The sequence below is a fragment of the Kytococcus sp. Marseille-QA3725 genome (assembly GCF_054950055.1).
In genome coordinates this window covers 1,200,940-1,221,265 of sequence record NZ_JBUCLA010000001.1, presented here as the reverse complement: position 1 = coordinate 1,221,265, position 20,326 = coordinate 1,200,940, and the positions used below count along the sequence as shown (strand labels likewise).

Here is a 20,326-nt window from a genome sequence, read left to right as displayed (position 1 = left end):
CGGATCGGCCCGCCGCCGGCCGGCCCCAGCACGAGGGGGCGGACACCCCCACGGGTGCCCGCCCCCTCGTGCTCTCCCGACCGGAGGTCGGCGTCAGTCGGCGCCGTACTCCATCGCCGCCGCGTCGAGGGCGTCGTCCTCCTCGTCGAGGTTCTTCAGCGCCGGATTGCTCGCGATGCGCTGCCCGCCGCCGGCCTCCAGGGTGCCCAGCAGGTTGCCCTGCTGCACCACCACGTGACCCTCGTCGTGGGGCTGCGTGGCGTACATCTCCAGCATCGAGCGCGAGTCGGCGATGTCCAGGTTGCGCATGGTCAGCTGGCCGATGCGGTCCAGCGGGCCGAAGGCGGCGTTCTCGGTGCGCTCCATGGAGAGCTTGTCCGGGTGGTAGGAGAAGTTCTCGCCACGGGTGTCGAGGATCGTGTAGTCCTCACCGCGGCGCAGCCGCACCGTCACCTCACCGGTCACCAGCGAGGCCACCCAGCGCTGCAGGGCCTCGCGCATCATGAGCGCCTGCGGGTCGAGCCACCGGCCCTCGTACATCAGCCGGCCCAGCCGGCGGCCGTCGGCGTGGTACTGCGCGATCGTGTCCTCGTTGTGCACCGCGTTGAGCAGCCGCTCGTAGGCCAGCCACAGCAGCGCCATGCCCGGCGCCTCGTAGATGCCTCGCGACTTCGCCTCGATGATGCGGTTCTCGATCTGGTCGCTCATGCCCAGCCCGTGGCGGCCACCGATCTCGTTGGCCTTGAGCACCAGGTCCACCGGGTCCAGCCGCTGACCGTCGATCGCCACCGGGCGACCGCCCTCGAAGCGCACGGTCACGTCCTCGGTCTCGATCGCGACCTCGGGGTCCCAGAACTTCACGCCCATGATCGGCTCGACCGTCTCCAGCGACACGTCCAGGTGCTCCAGGGTCTTCGCCTCGTGGGTGGCGCCCCAGATGTTCGCGTCGGTGGAGTAGGCCTTCTCCTGGGAGTCGCGGTAGGGCAGGTCGCGCTCGGTGAGCCACTGGCTCATCTCGGCGCGGCCGCCCAGCTCGGAGACGAAGTCCGGGTCCAGCCACGGCTTGTAGATCCGCAGGTTCGGGTTGGTCATGAGCCCGTAGCGGTAGAACCGCTCGATGTCGTTGCCCTTGAAGGTGGAGCCATCGCCCCAGATGTCCACCCCGTCCTCCTGCATGGCACGCACCAGCAGGGTGCCGGTCACCGCCCGGCCGATGGGGGTGGTGTTGAAGTAGGTGCGGCCGCCGGAGCGGATGTGGAAGGCACCGCAGGCGATGGCGGCGAAGCCCTCCTCCACCAGGGCCGCGCGGCAGTCCACGTGGCGGGCCAGCTCGGCGCCGTACTGCATCGCCCGGCCGGGGACGCCCTCGATGTCGTCCTCGTCGTACTGGCCGAGGTCCGCGGTGTAGGTGCACGGCACGGCGCCCTTCTCGCGCATCCACGCGACGGCCACGGAGGTGTCGAGGCCGCCGGAGAAGGCGATGCCGACGCGCTCGCCGGTGGGGAGGTTGGTCAGGACCTTGCTCATGGGTGAACTCCTGGTGCTGTCGGGTCAGTGGGTCTCGGGTGCTGTGGGGTGTGCGGAGGCGGGGCTCAGTCCGCTCGACGCTCCCACAGCCACGTGAGGATCGCCTTCTGCACGTGGCGACGGTTCTCGGCCTCGTCCCACACGACGCTCTGCGGGCCGTCGATCACCTCGGTGGCGATCTCCACCCCGCGGTAGGCGGGCAGGCAGTGCATGACGATGGCGTGGTCCGCGGCGTGGGCGAGGAGCTCGGGGGTGAGCGCCCACGGCCCGAAGGTCGCGATGCGCTGCTCCTTCTCCTCCTCCTTGCCCATGGACACCCAGGTGTCGGTGATGACGACGTCGATGTCGGTCACGCACTCGACCGGGTCGTCGACGAGGGTCACCGAGCCGCCGGTCTCCTCGGCGATGGCGCGTCCGCGTGCCACCACCTCGGCATCGGGCTGGTAGCCGTCCGGGCCGCTGAGGCGCACGTGGATGCCGGCCGTCGCCCCGGCGAGCACCCACGAGTTGCCCATGTTGCACGCGGCGTCACCCAGGAAGGCGACGGTCCGGCCGGGCAGCTCGCCCAGGTGCTCGGCGATCGTCTGCAGGTCGGCGAGCAGCTGGCAGGGGTGGAAGTCGTCGGTCAGGGCGTTGATGACCGGGACGCCGGCATAGCGTGCCATCTCCTCGACGTCGGCCTGGCTGGGGGTGCGCCAGGCGAGGGCACCGGCCTGGCGGCCGATCACCCGGGCGACGTCCGGGATCGACTCACGGGTGCCAGCCGCGGCCAGTCCGGCGTCGATGGCGAACTCGTGCCCACCCAGCTCCGCGACGCCGGCCGCGAAGGACAGCTGGGTGCGCAGCGTGGGTCGGTCGTAGATCGTGGCCACGGTGACCGGTCCTGCCAGCGGCTTGGGGCCGTACGGGTCTGCCTTGAGACGGGCGGCGAGGGCCAGCACCTCGGCCTGCTCGGCCGGGGTCAGGTCGTCGTCGCGGAGGAAGTGGCGGGTCATGCCGAATGAGCATACATACTTCAACAAGAACATTCACGTCGGGCCACTGGCCCCTCGGCCCCCTCATCCCGGGCTCACCCCCTCATGCCGATTTGGCCCCCTGATGCACGCAGGTCGCGTGATCTCGCGGCGTGTCGCCACGAAAGGAGCGCATCAGGGGGCCAAATGGGGGGAAGGGAGGGCGGAGGTGGCTCGGTCAGTCGACCTGGAGCTCACCCATCGGGCCCCAGCCCTCGGCGTCCACCTGCTCGGAGACGATCTGCGGGGTGGCGGTGAGGTACTGCGGGAACTCCTCCTGCATCCGCTTGAAGTGCTCGGACTTCACGTGCGGCTCGGCGCCCTCGTCGGTGAACGCCTCGATGAGCACGTAGGTGTTCGGGTCCTCCACGCTGCGGGACCACTCGAACCAGAGGTTCCCCTCCTCGGCGCGCGTCGCCTCGGTGAACGGGCGGCTGATCTCGGGCCAGTCGTCGGCGTGTTCGGGCTTGATGGGCATCTTCACGTTGATCAGGATCATGAACCCATTGTCCCGCCGCGTCGGGCCACGGATCGGAACGTCGAGGTGTCGGTAGGATCACACCGGCCCCGGGACGCGCCGAGGGCCGGACCACACCTCGCACCACGAAGGACGGGACACGACGTGACGAACAGCGCAGCCGAGCACCAGGAGAACTGGGCCACCCGTGAGGCCGCGGCGGAGGACCTGGTCCCCGTTGCCGGGCGCCTCGCCCGCACGAACGGCGTCGAGGCCCGGGTGAACGGTCGTCCGATCGCCCGCCAGAGCGCCAACGACATCTTGGTCGCGCACGCCGAGGCCGGCCGCTCCGGCCAGGCGCTGGAGGTCACCGAGACCCTGGCGATGCTGCAGGTCGTCGAGGCCCTGGAGCCCGGTGCCGCCGCCCTGGACGTCGCCGGTCTGCAGAAGGCCTACAAGGACTCCGGCTCCAGTGACCTGGAGGGCTTCCTGCGCGAGCAGCTCGCCGAGGTCGCCGGTCAGGCGGGCGCCGAGAAGAAGACCCAGGACGTGGTGCTCTACGGCTTCGGCCGCATCGGCCGACTGCTGGCCCGCATCCTGGTGGCCCAGGACCACGGCACCGGCTTGCAGCTGCGCGCCGTCGTCGTCCGCAAGGGCAAGGCCGCCAACGACCTGGTCAAGCGCGCCGACATCTTCGCCAGCGACTCCGTGCACGGGCAGTTCGACGGCACCGTCGAGCTCGACGAGGCCAATGAGGTGCTGCACCTCAACGGCACCGCCGTGAAGATGATCTACGCCTCCTCGCCGTCCGAGGTCGACTACACCGCCCACGGCATCACCGATGCGGTCGTCATCGACAACACCGGTGTGTGGCGCGACGCCGAGGGCCTGTCGCAGCACCTGCAGGCCAAGGGCGTCAAGCGCGTCGTCCTGACCGCCCCGGGCAAGGGCGACATGGTCAACGTCGTCACCGGTGTGAACGACGAGATGATCGGCGACGCCGAGATCGTCTCTGCCGCCTCCTGCACCACCAACGCCATCACCCCGGTGCTCAAGGTGCTGCAGGACGAGTACGGCATCGTCGGCGGTCACGTGGAGACCATCCACGCCTACACCAACGACCAGAACCTCATGGACAACTACCACAAGGCCGACCGCCGTGGTCGTGCCGCCGCCATGAACATGGTCCTCACCGAGACCGGCGCCGCCAAGGCCGTCTCCAAGGCCCTGCCGGAGCTGCACGGCAAGCTCTCGGGCAACGCCATCCGCGTCCCCACCCCGGACGTGTCCATGGCCGTGCTGAACCTGACCCTCGGCAAGGCGGTGGACCGCGACACCCTGAACGCGCTGCTGGAGAAGGCCTCCACCTCCGGCCCGCTGGCCGACGCGATCGGCTACGTGGACCACCCGGAGATCGTGTCCACCGACCTGGTCGGCGACACCCACGCCGGCACCGTGGACGGCCGCGCCACCATCGCCGGTGGCGACGAGCGCGTCGTCGTCTACGTCTGGTACGACAACGAGTACGGCTACTCCTGCCAGGTGGTGCGCATGGTCGAGCGCATGACCGGCGTCGCGGCCCCGGAGTTCCCGAAGGCCTGACGCCTGCCGCGAGCGCCCGAACCCCGTTGCGCCGTCCGGGCGCGGCGCGCACCACGAGACGAGAGGGGGCCGGTCACCGTCACGGTGACCGGCCCCCTCCGTTGTCCCCGGTGGGCGCGCCCCAGACGTGACCGTGCCGGGGCAGACGGACCCGCTCAGAGGTCGTACTCGACCACCACGGGGGCGTGGTCGGACAGCCGCTCGGCGCGGCTGGGCTCCTTGTCCACGCTGGAACTCACCGCGGCGCGGGCCAGGCCGGGCGTGGCCAGGTGGTAGTCGATGCGCCACCCGGTGTCCCGCTCGAAGGCCTGACCCATCCACGACCACCAGGCGTATGGGCCGTCGGTGTCCGGGTGCTGGGAACGCACCACGTCCACGAGCGTCCGCGGCGACAGGATCGAGCTGAACCACTCGCGCTCCGGGGGCAGGAAGCCCTCGGAGTTCTTGTTGCCGCGCCAGTTCTTGATGTCCTGCTCGGAATGGGCCACGTTGAAGTCGCCCATCACCAGGAACTCGCGCCCCGCGGCCTTCGCGGCCTTCCGGGACCGGTCGATCTGCTTGGCGAAGCCGGCCAGGAAGCGCATCTTGCGCTCGAACTTCGCACCGCCGTCGGGCTCCTCGCGCATGCGACCGGCCATCTTCTCCTGCAGGTCGGCCGGCAGCCCGCCCTTGGGCAGGTAGAGCGAGGCGACCGTCAGCGGTGCGTCGGCCAGGTCCACCTCGACGTAGCGCCCCTCACCGGCGAACTCCTTGAGCTCCCGCGGTAGCGTGGGGGAGTCGTCGGGCTCGGTGAGCTCCACGTGGTCCTCGCCGGGGGCGCGGCGCAGCACCGGGGCTCCGAAGGTGCGGACAGCCACCGGGGCCTCCCGGGTCAGCAGCGCGACGCCGTTGCGCCCTGCCCGGTCACCCGGGTCGTAGGTCAGGTGGTGGTCGCCGAACACACCCTCGGGCAGCAGGTTCACCGGGCAGCGGACCTCCTGCAGGGCCACCACGTCGGGCTGCCGCCGGGAGAGCCAGCCCTCGAAACCGCGCTTCTGGCAGGCCCGGATGCCGTTGACGTTGAAGCTCGCGATGCGCGTCGTCACCGTCGATCAGCTCCAGTCCAGCAGGACCTTGCCGCACTTGCCGGAGCGTGCGGTCTCGAAGGCCTCCTGCCAGTCCTCGGCGGCGAACTTGTGCGTCACCACGCTGCGCACCGCGGTCACCAGCTGCTCGTTGTCCTGCAGCAGCTGGGTCATCTTGTACCAGGTCTCGAACATCTCGCGTCCGTAGATGCCCTGCAGGGTGAGCATGTGGGTGATGACCTTGCCCCAGTCCACCTCGTAGCCCTTGCCGGGCAGGCCCAGCATGGCGATGCGGCCGCCGTGGTTCATGGAGCCGATGGCCTCCTGCACGGCCGAGCCGAAGCCGGACATCTCCAGGCAGACGTCGAAGCCCTCCTTCATGCCGAGCTCGTCGAACACCTCCCGGATCCGGTGGTCGGAGACGTTCACGACGCGGTCGGCGCCGGCGGCCTTCGCGATCTCCAGACGCTCGTCGCTGATGTCGGTGGCCACCACGTAGCGGGCACCCACGGCCTGGGCCACGGCCACCGCCATCACGCCGATGGGGCCCGAGCCGGTGACGAGCACGTCCTCGGCGGCCAGCGGGAACTTCAGCGTGGTGTGCACCGCGTTGCCCAGCGGGTCGAACAGGGCGCCCAGGTCGGCGTCCACCCAGTCGGGCTGCACCCACGCGTTCTCGGCGGGGATGACCACGTAGTCGGCGAACGCGCCGTCGCGGTTCACGCCCACGCCGACGGTGTTGCGGCACAGGTGGCGGGCACCGGCGCGGCAGTTGCGGCACACGCCGCACACGATGTGGCCCTCACCGGAGACCTTGTCGCCGACCTTCAGGTCACCGCGGGACTCCACCCCGTCACCCAGCTCGACGACCTCGCCGTAGAACTCGTGCCCGATCACCTGCGGCAGGTTCATGGCGCCCTCGGCCCACTCGTCCCAGCCCTCCAGGTGCAGGTCCGTGCCGCACAGGCCGGCGCGCTCCACGCGGATCTTCACCTCGCCGGGGCCGGTGGTGGGTTCCGGGGCGTCGATGAGCTCCAGCCCGGGGCCGGGCTTCGTCTTGGCCAGTGCGCGCATGGGGGCCTCCTGGTGGGGTCGGGGCGGGCGTCCTCCATCCCATCACGGGCGACGGCTGGTTCGGGACGCCCCCACGTGCTGATGGGCCGGTGGCCGAGGCCGGCAGGTCGCTGGGATCGCGCCACACCAAACGACCGCGAGGGGGCTCATGCGCTTCACGTTCCGCGTCCTGACCATCGTCCTGAGCGTGGTGGTGGTCCTGGCGCTGCTCGTCTCGGTCATCGGCGTCCTCGAGGTGCCCTACGCGTTGTCGCAGGGACTGCTCATCGTGACGCTGTGCTGCTTCGGCGCCGCCGGCGTGCTCACCGGCAGCCAGGCCGCTCAGCGGGTCGCTGCCGGCCAGAACTGACAGAACGGCCCCTTCCCACCACGGGAAGGGGCCGTTCTGTCAGCATCCAGAGGGTCGCGCTCAGTCCTCCAGCGCCCAGGCGCGGATCGCCTCGGCGTCGGCGTCCAGCGCCGGGGGAGCGGTGTGCGTGGTGCGCGTGGTCTCCACCTGTGCACCCTCGGCCACGTCGAAGAAGCGCAGCGGGGGTCCCGGCAGGTCGATGGTGCCGAGCACAGGGTGCTCCACGTTGGCGATCAGACCCTGCGACTTCGTCTGCTCCCACTCGTACACCTCGTCGAGCGTGCGGACCTTGCCGCTGGGCACGCCGGCCGCGCCCAGACGCTTCAGCAGCTCCTCACCGGTGTACTCGGCGAAGGCAGCCTCCACGGCCTGGATGACGGCCGGGCGGTTCGCGTTGCGCTCGGCGTTGGTCGCCATGCCCTCAGCCTCGGGGTCCAGGCCGAACTCGGCGCAGAGCTTCTTCCAGAGGTTCTCGTTGCCGCAGGAGATCTGCACGGCGCCGTCGGCGCAGCGGAACAGACCGTAGGGGGTGATGCTCGGGTGGTGGTTGCCCTGCGCGGCGGGCACCTCGCCGCCGACGGTCCAGCGAGTGCCCTGGAAGGCGTGCACGCCCACGAGGCTGGCCAACAGGGAGGTGCGCACCACCTGGCCGCGGCCGGTCTGCTCCCGCTCGAACAGGGCCATCATCACGCCGTAGGCACCGTGGATGCCGGCCAGCAGGTCACCGATCGGGGTACCCACGCGCTGCGGGTCCTCGGGGCCGGAGCCGGTCAGGCTCATGAGGCCGGCCTCGCCCTGGGCGATCTGGTCGTAGCCGGGTCGACCACCCTCGGGGCCGTCGTGGCCGAAACCGCTGATGCTCAGCACCACCAGCCGCGGGTTCAGCTCCAGCAGGCGCTCCATCGAGAAGCCGAGGCGGTCCATCACGCCGGTGCGGAAGTTCTCCATGAGCACGTCGGCCTTGCGCACCATCGCCTCCAGGACGGCCTTGTCGGCCTCGTCCTTGAGGTTCAGGGCGATCGACTCCTTGTTGCGATTGCACGAGAGGTAGTAGGTGCTGACGTGCTCCTCACCCCCGACGAACGGCGGTCCCCAGGAACGGGTGTCGTCGCCGGTGCCGGGGGTCTCCACCTTGATGACGCGCGCGCCCTGGTCGCCGAGCATCTGGCCGGCGTGGGGTCCGGCCAGCGCCCGGGTCAGGTCGATGACGGTGATGCCCTGCAGCGCGCCGCTCATGGGTGGTTCCTCCTGCGTGTCGAAAGGGGTCTAGGGTGTCGCGTCTCACACTACGGCCCGCGATCCCGCAACCGGGCCGCCCCTCCCACACCCGATCCCCGGAGGTGCCACCGTGCTCGGTCTGATCGGAGTGGTGCTGTCCCTGGCGCTGCTCATCTACCTCGCCTTCCGGGGCTGGAGCCTGGTGCTGCTCGCACCGCTCACCGCCCTGGTGGCCGCCATCTTCGCCGGGGTGCCGCTGCTCGGCACCTACACCGAGGTCTTCATGCCCGCGATGGGCGGCTTCGTCATCAAGTACTTCCCGCTGTTCCTGCTGGGTGCGCTGTTCGGCAAGCTCATGAACGACTCGGGCTCGGCCTACTCGATCGCCCGCTGGATCGTCGACAAGGTGGGGGAGCGCCACGCGATCCTCGCCGTGGTGGCGGCCTGCGGCATCCTCGCCTACGGCGGCGTGACGGCCTTCGTGGTCGTCTTCGCCATCTGGCCGATCGCGCGGGAGCTCTTCACCGAGGCCGGCATCCCCAAGCGCTTCGCACCGGCGGCCATCGCCATGGGGTCCTTCTCGTTCGCCACGGGCGCGCTGCCGGGCACCCCGCAGATCCAGAACGCCGTCCCGGCGCCGTACTTCAAGACCGACGCCTTCGCAGCGCCGGGCCTCGGCATGATCGCCGCCGTCATCATCTTCGCCGGCGGCGTGGCCTACCTGAACTGGTGCGTGCGCCAGTCCCGGGCACGTGGCGAGGGCTACGACAACGGTCCGCTGATGCAGGGCTCCACGCTGCGTGGCCTGGGGGAGGACGACGAGGTCGTCGTCCCCCGCGAGACCCCCTTCTGGGTCGCGATCCTGCCGATCGTCGTGGTCATCGCCCTCAACCTGGTGCTCGTGCGCGTGGTCTTCCCGGCCATGGACTTCGGCTACCTGGCCGAGGAGCGCTTCGGCGGGACGTCCATCGACGAGGTGGGCGGCAACTGGGCGATCATCCTGTCCCTCATCGTGGCCTGCCTCCTCGTGCTGGCCCTGAACTGGGGCCGCCTGCAGGAGCGGCAGAAGCTGCTGAACGCCGGTGCGTCCAGCGCCTTCCTGCCGATCATGAACACCGCATCCGAGGTGGGCTACGGCGCCGTGATCGCGGCCCTGCCGGCCTTCGCGGTGATCCGTGACGCGGTGTTCGGGGTGTCGCCCAACCCGGCGGTCTCGATGGCGGTCTCCACCAACATCGTCGCCGGCATCACGGGCTCGGCCTCCGGCGGCCTGGCCATCGCCATGGAGGCATTCGGCGAGGAGTACATGAAGCGGGCGCTCGAGGCCGGCATCGACCCGGAGTTCATGCACCGCGTGGCCACCCTGGCCGCCGGTGGTTTCGACGCCCTGCCCCACAACGGCGCCGTCATCACCATCCTGGCCGTGACGGGGCTGACGCACCGCCAGGCGTACAAGCACATCGGCATGACCTGCGTGGTCATCCCGCTGGTGGCGCTGGCGGTCGTGCTGGCACTGGGAAGCGCCGTCGGCTCGTTCTGAGCCACGGACTAGGCTGCGACGCAGATCACAACCAATCCGAGCGGTACGGGCAGGCTGCCCGCACCGTGGACCAGGAGGCGACGGATGACCCTGCAGGACCTCTCCACGATCGAGGCCACCCCGTACAAGATGCTCATCGGTGGGGAGTGGGTCGACGCCGCCGGCGGCGAGACCGTCGACGTGATCACCCCCATCGACCGGAACGTGACCATCGCGACCACCCCGCGAGCCGGCCAGGAGGACGCCGACCGTGCCATCGAGGCCGCCCGGGCCGCCTTCCCTGCGTGGGCCGCGCTGCCCTTCGCCGAACGGCAGAAGGCGCTCATGAAGTGCGCCGACGCCCTCGAGGCGGCCAGCGAGGAGCTCGCGCAGCTGACTGCCCTGGACACGGGCAACGCGATCCGCACGCAGGCCCGCCCCGAGGCCGGCACGCTGGTGGCGCTGTTCCGCTACTTCGCCGGTGTCGCCGGTGAGGTCAAGGGCGTCACGCTGCCCGGTGGCGACGGCAGCCTGCAGTACACCCAGCGCGTGCCGCTGGGCGTGGTGGCCGGCATCCTGCCGTGGAACTCCCCGCTGCTCATCGCGGCGTTCAAGACCCCGGCCGCGCTGGCCGCCGGCAACACCATCGTGCTCAAGGCCGCCGAGGACGCCCCGCTGACCATCCTGCGGATGGCCGAGATCTGCGCGGAGCACCTCCCGGACGGCGTGCTGAACGTCGTCACCGGGTACGGCGCGGAGATCGGTGAGGCGCTGGTGACCCACCCGGGTGTGGACAAGGTGTCCTTCACCGGGTCCTCGCCGGTGGGCAAGATGGTCGGTGGCAAGGCCGCGGGCCGCATGGCGCACCTGTCGCTGGAGCTCGGCGGGAAGTCGCCGTGCATCGTCTTCCCGGACTCCTGCACCGACGAGGTCGTCGACCAGGTCATGCTGGCCACCCGCTTCGCGCGCCAGTCCCAGTCGTGCACCACCGGCTCCCGCGTGTTCCTGCACGAGGACATCGCCGAGGAGTTCATCGCCAAGATGGTGGAACGCACCAAGGGCATGAAGGTCGGCGACCCGCGCGACGAGGGCAGCGACATCGGCTGCATCATCAACGCCAAGCAGTACGACCGGGTGCAGGGCTTCATCGACGAGGCGCTGGCCGAGGACGGCGTGAAGGTCGAGTACGACGGCCGTGAGGACCTGCAGGTCGGCGAGCCGGGCTTCTTCCACGCGCCGATCATCATCAGCCAGGTGGACCCGTCCTGGCACGTGGCGCGTGAGGAGGTCTTCGGTCCGCTGCTGAGCATCCTCACGTGGAAGGACGTGGACGAGGTCGTGGAGATGGCCAACGACTCCCACTACGGCCTGGCGGCATACGTGTTCAGCAAGAACCTCGACGACGCCCTGGGCACCGCCCAGCGCATCGACTCCGGCTGGGTGCAGGTCAACCAGGGCGGCGGGCAGATCCCCGGGCAGTCCTACGGCGGCATGAAGGAGTCCGGCGTGGGCCGCGAGGCCTCGCTGGAGGGCATGCTCGAGGGCTTCACCCAGATCAAGCAGATCAACGTGAAGCTCGGCTGACGCGGCCTCGGCTGGCACGGAGCCCCCGGCGGACCTGAACTGTCCCCCTGAAGTTGGACTGGTTTGAGCGTACGGGGTCTCACGCGGCAGCGAGGGTCTGGTTCCGGTACTGCACCGGGGCCAGGCCCTCGTTGCTGCTGTGGGGGCGGTCGTGGTTGAACCAGGCCAGGTAGTCCCGCAGGGCCGTCGTGAGCTGGGTGGGTGTGGTGAAGGACGTGTCGCAGTACAACTCGTCCTTGAGGTGACCGAAGAAGCTCTCGATGACGGCGTTGTCCAGGCAGTTGCCCTTGCGGGACATCGACGCGGTCGCACCGACCCGTGCGAGTAATTCCTGCCAGGTGGCGTGCTGGTACTGGAATCCCTGGTCGGAGTGCACGATCGGGTGCTGGCCCGGTTCCAAGGTGGTCAGGGCCTGCTGCAGGGAGGAGTTCGTCAGCGTCAGGGTCGGGGAAGGACCGATGGTGGCGCCGATGACCTGTCGGTCGAACAGGTCCATCACCGCTGAGAGGAACACCTTGTCCGGGCCGATGTGGAACTCGGTGACGTCGGTGACCCACTTCTGGTTCGGCCCGGTGACGGTGAAGTCACGGTCCAGCACGTTGGGCGCGGTGCGACTGGTGGTACCCCGGTAGGACCGGAACCGGCGCCTGCGGATCGGGCAGCGCAGATCGAGCTCGCGCATCAGCTTCCACACCGTCTTGCGGGAAACGACCCACCCGTCGGCGCGTAGTTGCGCCCAGACCCGGCGGTGCCCGAAACGCTTGCGACTGGCCGTGAACACCTCGGTGATCGCGGTCTTCAGCTCGGCCTGCGGGTCCGGCTCCAAGAGGCGTGCCTGGTGGTAGAAGAACGTCGAGCGCGCCAGACCGGCCGCGGCCAGCAGGTCACCCAGACGGTGCTGCGCCTTGAGGGAAACGACGGCCTTCACCTTGGCCGACGTTGCTGCTCCATCAAGGCCTGCAATTTTCCCAGGTAGGCGTTCTGCGCCCGCAAGCGCTGGTTCTCCCGGCGCAACGCCTCGAGCTCCGAGACCGGCTCCGAAGGCCTGGCCGGGCGGCCCCTGGGTCTGGGGCGCAGCCCGTCAGGCCCCTCGGCTTTCAGGACTCTGGCCCAGGTCGCGATCAGGGGCGGTGAGGGCACCCCGAACTCGCCGGCCAGTGCCACCTTGGATTCACCGGCCAGGTAGCGCTGGGCGGCCTCAAGCTTGACCTCGAACGGGTAGGACTTCTTCGGTGGCTCCACCAACGCTCCTCGGCCTGACAGTTTCCAGCGTCGGTAGAGACTTCGCACCGCCCAGCGGCTCTTGCCCAGCCGCGTGGCCACGGCGCGAGAGCCCCAACCAGACTCGAAGAACTCTACGGCCGTCAACCGCTCCTGCGATGACAACGAACTCTTGGCCTCCATCACGAACTCCCCGGGAGTCGGAACTGATTTCTCAGTCCAACTCCCGGGGAGCAGTTCAAGCCGGTCGACGGGGGCTCCGTCGTCGAGTGGCCCGGGCCGTGCCGTGCATGCCCCAGAGCCGCGCCCGTGCGCCCCAGGGTTCGGCGGAAGCCGCAGATGTGCGTCTACGTTCCAGAACCGTGCCGCTGGGGTCGGACATCTGGAACGCGGACGCACATCTGCGGGGCGGGCCGCCTCATCCGCGCGAGCGGCGGACCGAGAAGGGGGGGACGCCCGGCAAGCCCCCCGGGGCTCAGAACCAGCCGAGGCCCTCGGTGATGAGGATTAGGCCGAAGAGCGCGAACAGCGCGGCCGCGCTGTAGGTGATGACCTTCTCGGGCAGCTTCTTGCCCAGGACGGCACCGACGACGATGGCCAGTGCGTCGGCCGCGACCATGCCGAGCGTGCTGCCGATCCAGGTGCCCAGCCAGCCCTCGCGCGTGGCCAGGGTGATGGTGGCGAGCATCGTCTTGTCGCCGAGCTCGGCCAGGAAGAAGGCGACACCGACGGCCATGATCGCGGCGCCGGTGGCGTGGCGGGCCTTGTCGGCCTCCTCCTCGGTCAGCTCGTCACCGCGCAGGGTCCACAGGGCGAAGCCGAGGAAGGCGATACCGGCGGCGATCGCGATCCAGTGCTGGTAGTTCGCGAAGGCGTCGCCGATCCAGTACCCGATGGCCACGCTGGCCAGGTGGACGATCGCGGTGGCCACGGTGATGCCGATGAGCACGTCACGGGCCTTGTAGCGCGCCGCGAAGGTCATGGCCATGAGCTGGCTCTTGTCACCGAGCTCGGCGACGAAGATCACCGCGGTGCTCAGCAGGAAGGCTTCCATCAGGGGGTCTCTTTCCGCCCGGTCTCGGGCGGGGACTCAGAGTCCGTGGACGCCTTCGACCGGGCACACGTCGTGGGTCCCACAGCAGGGGAAGGGTGTGCATCTCGGTCGAAAGTCTCGTCCGCCACCGGTGGTGGCCGCCTGCGCCGGGCCGATCGTGCTGGCCAGTCTGTCGACGCAGGTGTTGGGGACTACTCCCTTTCGGTGGGGCAAGGGTAGCAAGCCCGGTGGCCCGCCACGTGCAGCCCCAGCGGCCTCAGGCCTCGCGACGGAAGACCGGCTCGTCGGGGGCCGACACGTCGGGGGCGTACGCGTACCCGGCGCCGTCGAAGCGCGTCAGCGCCTTCACGCTGCGGACCCGCTGCTGCACCATCCACCCGGCCATCTCGCCGCGCGCCCGCTTGGCGTGGAAGGAGATCACCTTCCACTCGCCCTGGGGGGAGCGGTCCTCGAAGCGCGGGGTCACCACCCGCACGCCGAGCCGCCGGAAGTCCACCGCCTGCGAGTACTCCTGCGAAGCCAGGTCGACGATCACCTCCGGGCCGGGGGAGCCGGCGAGGTCGGCAACCACCTGGTCGGTGATGGCGTCGCCCCACCAGGCCACCAGGCTCTTGCCGCGGTCGGTCTCCAGCCGGGTGCCCATCTCCAGGCGGTAGGGCTGCATCAGGTCCAGCGGGCGCAGCACCCCGTACAGCCCCGAGAGGATGCGCACGGTCTTCTGCGCCTCGGTCAGGTCGCGGGTGTCGAAGCGGGAGCCGGCGTCCAGCCCCTGGTAGACGTCCCCGGCGAAGGTGAACACGGCCGGGCGGGCGTTTTCGCGGGTGAACGGGGTGTGGAAGTCCGCGTAGCGCTCGGCGTTCAGCTGCCCCAGCTCGGCGGAGATGCCCATCAGTGCCGAGAGGTCCTCCGGCGACTTCGTGCGCATCACCTCCACCAGCTGCTCGGCGTGCTCAAGCAGTCGCGGCTGGGTGTGCTTCCGCGTGGGCAGCGGGGAGTCGAGGTCGAGGGACTTCGCGGGGGAGAGCAGGGCCAGCACGCCCCGGACCGTATCCCAGCCGGGCCGCCGTGGTCCCCGGGGTCCGGTCGGTCGGGGTGGCCGTCGACGGGTCAGGACCTCACTGGGCGGTCCAGCCGCCGTCGATGACGAGGTTCGCCCCCGTCATCGACGACGAGTTCGGCCCGCAGAGGAACAGGGCCGCATCGGCGATGGCCTCCACGGACGCGAACTCCTTGAGGGCCTGCTTCTTGAGCAGCACCCTCTCGGCCACCTCGTCCTCACTCATGCCGTGGCTGGCTGCCTGGTCCTTGATCTGCTGTTCCACCAGCGGGGTCCACACGTAGCCGGGGTTGATGCAGTTGCTCGTCACCCCGTGCGGCGCGCCCTCCAGGGCGGTCACCTTGGACAGGCCCTCCAGACCGTGCTTGGCCGAGACGTAGGCGCTCTTGTACTCACTGGCCCGGATGCCGTGGGCGCTGGAGATGTTGATGATCCGCCCCCAGCCGGCCTCGTACATGTGCGGCAGGGCAGCCCGGATCAGCAGGAACGGCGCGGTGAGCATGAGCTTCTGGATGAGTTCCCACTTCGCCACGTCGAACTCGTGGACCGGCTGCACGTGCTGGATGCCGGCGTTGTTCACCAGCACGTCGGCGTCCAGGGTCAGCTCGGCCAGGGCGGCGGAGTCCGAGAGGTCCAGCTCCCAGGCCTCGGCGGAGCCGCCGGCGGCCTCGATCTCGCCGACCACAGGGCCGAGCCCGTCGCCGTCGACGTCGGCGAGCACCACGTGCGCGCCGGCGCCGGCCAGGGCCGTGCCGATGCCGGAGCCCAGTCCACCGGCGCCACCGGTGACCAGAGCGCGCTTGCCGGAGAGGTCGACGGACGTGGCGGAGCGGGGCGTGGGAGCGGTCGCCGTCATCCCGGGAGTCTAGGCACGAGGCCCGGGCGTCCGGCAGATGACGGGGTGCTGGCCGGCCGGGGTGCATCAGGGGGCCGGGGGCTGAACGTCTGGCCTGCACTTGGTCAAGCGGTTCGGACGGAACCCGCGCACCAGGGACCGGCACCTCGCATTTCGTGGCCAGTCCTCGTGGGGCCCAGCACGAATCGTCCACCGATGGGTGAACGGGTGATGACCATCGCGTCAGGACTTGTCCAGCACCCGGGGTCGGGCCTGTGGACGGCCGGACCCGCGCCATCCGAGCGGGCCCCTACCTTGCCGGTGTCGCAGTCGTCCGTTCGGGGGAGTCGCCGTGTCCGTGGCAGGTCGTGAGAGCACGTCCGTGGTCGGGGGAGCTGTCCGCTCGCTCCTGCGTGACGACCGGGCCACCGAGCGGCTCCTCGAGGACCGCGTGCGGGACATCGTCCGGCGTCGTGAGCTCGATCCGGACACCGATGCCGAGGCGGTGCGCGGTGTCATCGACGAGGTGCTCGAGGCCCACGAGCAGGCCGCGGGCACGGGGCGGGCCGCCCTCCTCACCGACGTCGACGGAGTCCGGCGCCGGATCACCGATGCCGTGAGCGGTCTCGGGGAGCTGCAGCAGTACCTGGACGACCCGGAGGTCGAGGAGATCTGGGTGAACAGCCCGTCCCACGTCTTCGTTGCCCGGGGCGGGCGGTCCGAGCTCACGCCCGTGCTGCTCACCGACCAGCAGGTGCAGGACCTCGTGGAGCGCATGCTCAAGAGCAGCGGTCGCCGGCTGGACCTCAGCTCGCCCTTCGTCGACGCCGCGCTGCCCGGTGGCGAGCGGCTGCACGTGGCGATCCCGGACAGGCCATGTGTCGAAATTGCAGAACCCGCTCAGGAGTAGGGGTCTCTGACCGGGATTCGGGGCGTCGGTCACTCGCTTCCCATGCGACCGGTCTGGGTTTCCCATGAGGCTGGGGGCGGGGCGTCGTTGTCGGTGGGGGTCCCCATGATGGTGGGGCGACTCAAGGGGTTGGCGTGAAGCACCACTGCTCTGCGCCCGGCAGTCAGGATCGCTCCGACATGGTGGTCCAATGGAGGCGTGCGCCCGCCCTATGGTGCGCCGCGTGGGGTGGCTATCGGGATACCCTGGTCCGGTCCTTGCCCGTTTGCGGATCGAGGTCGACATCCGGCCAGTCGCTGGTCAGATAGGCCTCCACGGCGCGATGCCGGAACGAGTAGGGCTTGCCTCGCTGAATGATGCCGCGCACTCGGTCGAGTCGCTGGGAGGTGGGGCCAGCCGCCGACCCCTTTGATAGACCCATAGCATTAGCAATTACCGTCAGTTGCCGCTCGCCTGCCGGGAGTGCGGCCATGGCATCGACGAACTCCCGCTCCCGTGCCGGAAGGCGGTCAAGGATGCGTTCGACGTGGGAAATTGCCTCAGATTTCGCTGTCTCCCAGCCGCGCTCGATGTCGTCAAGGGTGATAGTTGCCCCAGTGCCGGCACTCCAGGCTCGGGATCCGGCGAGTTGAAACAAGAAAGGCTCACCGCAGCAACAGGCAATAAGTGCCTCGCGGGCGGCAGCTGTCATATGAACTCGACCAGGGTTTCCCTGAGCGTCCGTTACCAGCCATCCATCCTCGATGAATTCAGACAAGGCCAAGCGCAGGTCGTCATCGCTGATGGGAGTGAGGATCGTGGTGCCGAAGCGGCGGGCGAAGGTGGCACCGGTGCGTGCTGCGGCCTTGTCCTCGAAGTCAGGAAGGCCTGTAAGATAGACGGCAATTGGCAGAAACACATCTAGCATTCCACCGCCGGGGACTGTAATTCGTTCTGTGTGACTAAGGGCATCGCCGAGCGCGATTAGGAGTTGGGAGAGAACGTCGTCGTCAGTGACGTTCTGGATTTCATCTAGGTGAATTAGGACCATCGTGTCCTTGCGCTCTCGCGCTGCGCGGCCGACTTCGATAAGCAGCTGGGTGAGTGCTACGTGTGGGTCTAGCCCTGGGGAGTCCCTCAGCGTGAGGGACCAACCGGCAACGGCAATCTGATCCACCCGACCCAAAAGGTCTTTGATGCGCCTTTCTCGACTAGTCGCCAAGTGTGCTTTGTCGGCAAGTTCCAGCAGGGCTGTCGCCAGTAGCTTGATGGGGTCGGCGCCCCGGGGGATGCGCAACTGCCTGGTGACCCAGGCGCCCTCTTGCTCCGCCTCCTGGGCGATGCGGCGGACGAGTACGGACTTTCCGAGACCGGCTTCCCCCAGCACGGTTCGCGAGCGTTCGGTTACGCCGGCGAGTCGCCTTGGCCGGAGGTGATCGTGCCAGTCGGAGAGCTCGGTCGTGCGGCCGGCCCAGATCTGCGGGACAGTATCGGAGCCGGGGCTGAAGGGGCAGTTCGTTGCCGTGCGCATGAGGGTAACTTTATCCCGACGGGCCCTGACTGATAAAGTTATCAGTGCGCCTCGTTGGTCAGTTGGGCAACGCGCCCCCCGGGCAGAGAGCTCGGTCAGGAGTTCGGGAGGGCGCCGGCCACTTCACCCCCCGTGCGGCCGGCATGGAACTTCACGGTGCTGGGAGCGGGGTGTGGTTGTCGGTGGGGGCGCATGATGGTGGGCATGATCGAGAACACCACCGCGCCCCGGGAGGGCTTCGACGCGGCCAGCCCCTACGAACTCTGCCAGCGCTACGCCGCCGGCTACATCACCCGGGACTCCCTCGTCGACCAGCTCACCCGCTGGCACTACACCCCGGAGCCGGAGATCGACCCCTGGAACGAAGTCGAGCCCAGCGTCCCCGGCAGCTTCCAGGAAGTCCTCTACGCCAAGCATGAAGGACTCATCGACCGCAGCATCTACGACGAGGTGCTCATGGCCACCACCGAGCCCATCGCATGAGCGACGACGCCCAGCACGTCGAGAACCTGCGCGCCGGCCCCATGGGGTCCGTGCCGTAGTGAGGCCCTGACTCGGAGCAGGGAGTGTCTCTGCGCGCCTGGGGGTGACGCTCCGGGCCGCCTCCCAGTGGTAGGTGGGCTTGTGGCATAACGTCGCCCTGTGAGCATTTCCTTGTTGCCCGGACCTCAGCCGGTGTGTGGCGCCGCCCAGGGGGATCCGCGGGGGACGGGAAACACGACCTGAGGAGGCACCTTGGTTCATGCGCTCGGCCCGCACACGATCAGCTGGCTCAGCGCGGTTACGGATAGTTCCTGGACCCCGCAGACCCAGCCCGCGTCAGGCTCCTGCAATTCCCAAGTGACGGGGGACGCCAAAGGAGTGAATCACCGCCAAGCACTCGTAGCAGCCAACCAGGCTGGGCTCGACAACCCCGACCAGCTGGCCGCCCGCACCAGGCGGGGCATGTTTCAGACCGAGCGCCTCGCCTAGCACCAAGACGACGAAGGAGTGACCCCGTGAGCCTGTTCGCCGGCCTGGGCCCGGATACCACCGACCGGCACCAACGGACGATGCGGCTGTGCATCACGGTGAAGGCTGCACCCAACCCATCGGAGAAGGCCGGAGAAACCGTGTGCGTGGCCGGCCTGGAGATCAAGCCGGGGTCCACCTCTTGGGTGCGTCTCTACCCGATCAACTTCCGCGAGTTGCCAAGCACCGAGCAGTTCCGCAAGTACGACGTCGTTGAGCTCGAGGCTCAGCCAGCGCGGTCGGACACCCGACTGGAGTCCTGGAACCCCAAGTCGCCCACCCGGTCGGTAGACCACCTCCCGCCCTGGTCCCGCCGCCGCCCGCTGCTTGACCCCATGGTCGAGGACTCCATGTGCAGCATCTTCCGGCGGAACCGGGACAAGGACCCCCACGCGCCATCCCTAGCGCTCATCCGGCCCCGCGACGTCGGGAAACTAGTCGTCACCGACCACCCCGGATGGAGCGACGACGAGGAACGCAAGATCGAGCAGTACAGGACTCAGCTCGACCTCTTCGGCGGGCGCGACATGACCCCACTCGAGGCCCCCCGCTACCAAGGCCACTACCACTGGCAATGCCACGAGACCACCTGCAAAGGCCACAAGCAGTCACTCATCGACTGGGAGTTCACAGCCCACCAACGACACCTGGGCCACCTGACGGACAGCGAGGCGCGGGCCGCGATCCAGACGCGCTGGTACGACGAGATGACCGCCAAGCGTGAGTTGGCGTTCTACGTGGGCAACCAGGCCAAGCGCCGGCACGTCTTCCACGTGCTCGGCAACTACTACCCAGCCTGAGCCAGGAGCTCCTCCATCACCACGGCCCTGTGGCATCGGCACAGATCAGCCTCGAAGCACAGCAACGCCACCAGATGCTCCGAGGCAATTGAGGACAACCAGTGCAGGTCCCGTTGCTGGTCCTCACCCTGCATGATCTGCCGAAACTCTTGACGGCCGGGCTCAGGATCATCCGACCAGAATGGCTCGCGGTTCCACTTCGGGTTCCCCAGGGAGCGCAGGTGGGTGTACCCGATCCCCACGTCCTGTAGACCCAGACCCAGCTTCGTCTTCGACAGTCCCGGCTTCCGGCTGATCGGGTTGAGCCGCACGTCAACCACCCACGAGACGCCCTCAGCCACCAGCGCGTTGATGAGTTCCTGGGCTGTGACGCCCTCGTACCCCACCGACACCACGCCCGTCTCCCTCCGACCGGTGGACACCCGGTCCTGGAGGGCAGCGTGCCGCTGTCGTTCGATCACTAGAGGCATGGCCGAAGTATGACAGCCAAGCCCCACGCCACTCCGGGCGCCTCGCCGACG

Annotated in this window: 18 protein-coding genes and 1 pseudogene; 7 read left to right on the top strand and 12 right to left on the bottom strand. The window is 69.1% G+C overall.

What is annotated here, in order from left to right:
- Positions 1-93: 93 nt before the first annotated feature.
- The 3 genes from argG to ACY8FT_RS05590 form a co-directional block, all read right to left on the bottom strand.
- Entirely contained in the window at positions 94-1,527 is a 1,434-nt protein-coding gene (argG, locus tag ACY8FT_RS05600; RefSeq protein WP_462417924.1) for an argininosuccinate synthase, read from the bottom strand.
- A 65-nt stretch (positions 1,528-1,592) separates the two neighbouring features.
- Entirely contained in the window at positions 1,593-2,522 is a 930-nt protein-coding gene (argF, locus tag ACY8FT_RS05595; RefSeq protein WP_462417923.1) for an ornithine carbamoyltransferase, read from the bottom strand.
- Positions 2,523-2,718: 196 nt separating this feature from the next.
- Complete coding sequence (locus tag ACY8FT_RS05590) at positions 2,719-3,039, bottom strand: putative quinol monooxygenase (RefSeq protein WP_462417922.1); 321 nt, start codon at positions 3,037-3,039, stop codon at positions 2,719-2,721.
- Positions 3,040-3,162: 123 nt separating this feature from the next.
- On the opposite strand from ACY8FT_RS05590, the gene ACY8FT_RS05585 reads away from it, so the two are divergent.
- Positions 3,163-4,599, top strand: coding sequence for a glyceraldehyde-3-phosphate dehydrogenase (locus tag ACY8FT_RS05585; protein ID WP_462417921.1), 1,437 nt, complete (start codon positions 3,163-3,165; stop codon positions 4,597-4,599).
- Positions 4,600-4,754: 155 nt separating this feature from the next.
- Here the strand turns inward: ACY8FT_RS05585 and ACY8FT_RS05580 are convergent, their stop codons facing one another.
- Positions 4,755-5,684, bottom strand: coding sequence for an exodeoxyribonuclease III (locus ACY8FT_RS05580; RefSeq protein WP_462417920.1), 930 nt, complete (start codon positions 5,682-5,684; stop codon positions 4,755-4,757).
- Positions 5,685-5,690: 6 nt separating this feature from the next.
- Positions 5,691-6,737, bottom strand: coding sequence for an L-threonine 3-dehydrogenase (tdh, locus tag ACY8FT_RS05575; RefSeq protein ID WP_462417919.1), 1,047 nt, complete (start codon positions 6,735-6,737; stop codon positions 5,691-5,693).
- Between the two features lie 148 nt (positions 6,738-6,885).
- Here tdh and ACY8FT_RS05570 point away from each other — a divergent pair, with 148 nt between their 5' ends.
- Positions 6,886-7,086, top strand: a complete 201-nt coding sequence (locus ACY8FT_RS05570; RefSeq protein ID WP_462417918.1) for a hypothetical protein — start codon at positions 6,886-6,888, stop codon at positions 7,084-7,086.
- Positions 7,087-7,146: 60 nt separating this feature from the next.
- On the opposite strand, the gene ACY8FT_RS05565 is transcribed toward ACY8FT_RS05570, so the two are convergent.
- Positions 7,147-8,322, bottom strand: coding sequence for a CaiB/BaiF CoA transferase family protein (locus ACY8FT_RS05565; RefSeq protein ID WP_462417917.1), 1,176 nt, complete (start codon positions 8,320-8,322; stop codon positions 7,147-7,149).
- Between the two features lie 112 nt (positions 8,323-8,434).
- Here ACY8FT_RS05565 and ACY8FT_RS05560 point away from each other — a divergent pair, with 112 nt between their 5' ends.
- Entirely contained in the window at positions 8,435-9,844 is a 1,410-nt protein-coding gene (locus ACY8FT_RS05560; protein ID WP_462417916.1) for a GntP family permease, read from the top strand.
- An 84-nt stretch (positions 9,845-9,928) separates the two neighbouring features.
- Positions 9,929-11,407 (top strand): aldehyde dehydrogenase family protein, encoded by a 1,479-nt coding sequence (locus ACY8FT_RS05555; RefSeq protein ID WP_462417915.1) that lies wholly within the window; start codon positions 9,929-9,931, stop codon positions 11,405-11,407.
- 79 nt (positions 11,408-11,486) lie between these two features.
- Here the strand turns inward: ACY8FT_RS05555 and ACY8FT_RS05550 are convergent.
- From ACY8FT_RS05550 to ACY8FT_RS05535, 4 genes and pseudogenes are all read right to left on the bottom strand, one after another.
- Positions 11,487-12,750 (bottom strand): annotated as a pseudogene (locus ACY8FT_RS05550) (IS3 family transposase).
- A 353-nt stretch (positions 12,751-13,103) separates the two neighbouring features.
- Positions 13,104-13,682 (bottom strand): TMEM165/GDT1 family protein, encoded by a 579-nt coding sequence (locus ACY8FT_RS05545; protein ID WP_462417914.1) that lies wholly within the window; start codon positions 13,680-13,682, stop codon positions 13,104-13,106.
- A gap of 256 nt (positions 13,683-13,938) precedes the next feature.
- Positions 13,939-14,718 (bottom strand): peroxide stress protein YaaA, encoded by a 780-nt coding sequence (gene yaaA, locus ACY8FT_RS05540; RefSeq protein WP_462417913.1) that lies wholly within the window; start codon positions 14,716-14,718, stop codon positions 13,939-13,941.
- A gap of 79 nt (positions 14,719-14,797) precedes the next feature.
- Complete coding sequence (locus ACY8FT_RS05535; protein ID WP_462417912.1) at positions 14,798-15,595, bottom strand: 3-hydroxybutyrate dehydrogenase; 798 nt, start codon at positions 15,593-15,595, stop codon at positions 14,798-14,800.
- Positions 15,596-15,932: 337 nt separating this feature from the next.
- On the opposite strand from ACY8FT_RS05535, the gene ACY8FT_RS05530 reads away from it, so the two are divergent.
- The gene (locus tag ACY8FT_RS05530; RefSeq protein WP_462417911.1) at positions 15,933-16,484 is read left to right on the top strand and encodes a hypothetical protein; all 552 of its coding nucleotides are present in this window, start codon (positions 15,933-15,935) and stop codon (positions 16,482-16,484) included.
- Positions 16,485-16,716: 232 nt separating this feature from the next.
- Here the strand turns inward: ACY8FT_RS05530 and ACY8FT_RS05525 are convergent, their stop codons facing one another.
- The gene (locus ACY8FT_RS05525; RefSeq protein WP_462417910.1) at positions 16,717-17,994 is read right to left on the bottom strand and encodes an ATP-binding protein; all 1,278 of its coding nucleotides are present in this window, start codon (positions 17,992-17,994) and stop codon (positions 16,717-16,719) included.
- Positions 17,995-18,198: 204 nt separating this feature from the next.
- Between ACY8FT_RS05525 and ACY8FT_RS05520 the strand changes: the two genes are divergently transcribed.
- Both ACY8FT_RS05520 and ACY8FT_RS05515 read left to right on the top strand, forming a co-directional pair.
- Positions 18,199-18,477: a hypothetical protein gene (locus ACY8FT_RS05520; RefSeq protein WP_462417909.1), complete on the top strand. Its 279-nt coding sequence runs from the start codon at positions 18,199-18,201 to the stop codon at positions 18,475-18,477.
- Positions 18,478-18,992: 515 nt separating this feature from the next.
- Positions 18,993-19,805 (top strand): hypothetical protein, encoded by an 813-nt coding sequence (locus ACY8FT_RS05515; RefSeq protein WP_462417908.1) that lies wholly within the window; start codon positions 18,993-18,995, stop codon positions 19,803-19,805.
- On the opposite strand, the gene ACY8FT_RS05510 is transcribed toward ACY8FT_RS05515, so the two are convergent.
- Positions 19,793-20,275 carry a DUF488 domain-containing protein gene (locus ACY8FT_RS05510; protein ID WP_462417907.1) on the bottom strand — a complete coding sequence of 161 codons (483 nt, stop codon included), beginning with the start codon at positions 20,273-20,275 and terminating at the stop codon, positions 19,793-19,795. The genes ACY8FT_RS05515 and ACY8FT_RS05510 overlap by 13 nt on opposite strands.
- Between the last annotated feature and the right edge of the window lie 51 nt (positions 20,276-20,326).

Excerpts from the sequence above, each read along its gene's own strand:
- ACY8FT_RS05525 (WP_462417910.1), bottom strand. The coding sequence starts at position 17,994 with ATGCGCACGGCAACGAACTGCCCCTTCAGCCCCGGCTCCGATACTGTC.
- ACY8FT_RS05555 (WP_462417915.1), top strand. The coding sequence starts at position 9,929 with ATGACCCTGCAGGACCTCTCCACGATCGAGGCCACCCCGTACAAGATG.
- ACY8FT_RS05510 (WP_462417907.1), bottom strand. The coding sequence starts at position 20,275 with ATGCCTCTAGTGATCGAACGACAGCGGCACGCTGCCCTCCAGGACCGG.
- ACY8FT_RS05520 (WP_462417909.1), top strand. The coding sequence starts at position 18,199 with ATGATCGAGAACACCACCGCGCCCCGGGAGGGCTTCGACGCGGCCAGC.
- ACY8FT_RS05570 (WP_462417918.1), top strand. The coding sequence starts at position 6,886 with ATGCGCTTCACGTTCCGCGTCCTGACCATCGTCCTGAGCGTGGTGGTG.
- tdh (WP_462417919.1), bottom strand. The coding sequence starts at position 6,737 with ATGCGCGCACTGGCCAAGACGAAGCCCGGCCCCGGGCTGGAGCTCATC.
- ACY8FT_RS05535 (WP_462417912.1), bottom strand. The coding sequence starts at position 15,595 with ATGACGGCGACCGCTCCCACGCCCCGCTCCGCCACGTCCGTCGACCTC.
- ACY8FT_RS05590 (WP_462417922.1), bottom strand. The coding sequence starts at position 3,039 with ATGATCCTGATCAACGTGAAGATGCCCATCAAGCCCGAACACGCCGAC.
- argG (WP_462417924.1), bottom strand. The coding sequence starts at position 1,527 with ATGAGCAAGGTCCTGACCAACCTCCCCACCGGCGAGCGCGTCGGCATC.
- argF (WP_462417923.1), bottom strand. The coding sequence starts at position 2,522 with ATGACCCGCCACTTCCTCCGCGACGACGACCTGACCCCGGCCGAGCAG.
- ACY8FT_RS05545 (WP_462417914.1), bottom strand. The coding sequence starts at position 13,682 with ATGGAAGCCTTCCTGCTGAGCACCGCGGTGATCTTCGTCGCCGAGCTC.
- ACY8FT_RS05565 (WP_462417917.1), bottom strand. The coding sequence starts at position 8,322 with ATGAGCGGCGCGCTGCAGGGCATCACCGTCATCGACCTGACCCGGGCG.